Origin of the sequence: Rhodococcus sp. IC4_135 (assembly GCF_011602025.1) — a bacterium.
Lineage (GTDB): Bacteria > Actinomycetota > Actinomycetes > Mycobacteriales > Mycobacteriaceae > Rhodococcus_F > Rhodococcus_F baikonurensis.
The window spans coordinates 1-823 of sequence record NZ_JAAOLG010000113.1; the positions used below are offsets into that span (position 1 = coordinate 1).

At 67.6% G+C, this 823-nt stretch carries 1 protein-coding gene; it reads left to right on the forward strand.

Annotation, left to right across the window (positions count from 1 at the left end; genetic code table 11):
• Positions 1-823: acetyl-CoA C-acyltransferase (locus tag G8767_RS35220; RefSeq protein ID WP_166814282.1), on the forward strand; the 823-nt coding region annotated here is incomplete at both ends.

Here is an 823-nt window from a genome sequence, read left to right on the forward strand (position 1 = left end):
CACATGCTCGAAAAAAGCCGCGAAGGCTTCAAATACGGCGACGTCACCCTGCGCGACCACATGGCCTACGACGGCCTCCACGACATCTTCACCGACCAGGCCATGGGCCTGCTCACCGAACAAGTCAACCAACAAGACTCCGCCCACATCACCCGCGAAGAACAGGACGCCTTCGCCGCCGCCTCACACCAGAACGCGGCCCGCGCCTGGAAAGACGGCTACTTCGACAACGAAGTCGTCCCCGTCTCCATCCCCCAACGCAAGGGCGAGCCGATCGTCTTCGCGCAGGACGAAGGCATCCGCGCCGACACCACCACCGAATCGCTCGGCAAGTTGCGTCCCGCGTTCAGCAAGGACGGCACCATCACCGCCGGCTCCGCCTCCCCGATCTCCGACGGCGCCGCCGCCGTGATCGTGATGAGCAAAACCAAAGCCGAAGACCTCGGCCTGACCTGGATCGCGGAAATCGGCGCCCACGGCGTCGTCGCCGGACCCGACTCCACCCTCCAGTCCCAACCCGCCCGCGCCATCGCCAAGGCCTGCGCCAAGGAAGGCATCGACCCCACCGACCTCGACCTCGTCGAAATCAACGAAGCATTCGCCGCCGTCGGAATCGCCTCCACCCGCGAACTCGGCCTCGACCCCGCCAAGGTCAACGTCAACGGCGGCGCCATCGCCGTCGGACACCCCCTCGGCATGTCCGGCGCCCGCATCGCCCTGCACCTCGCCCTCGAACTGCAACGCCGCGGCGGCGGCATCGGCGCAGCCGCACTCTGCGGCGGCGGCGGACAAGGCGACGCACTCATCATCCGCGTCCCCAAGG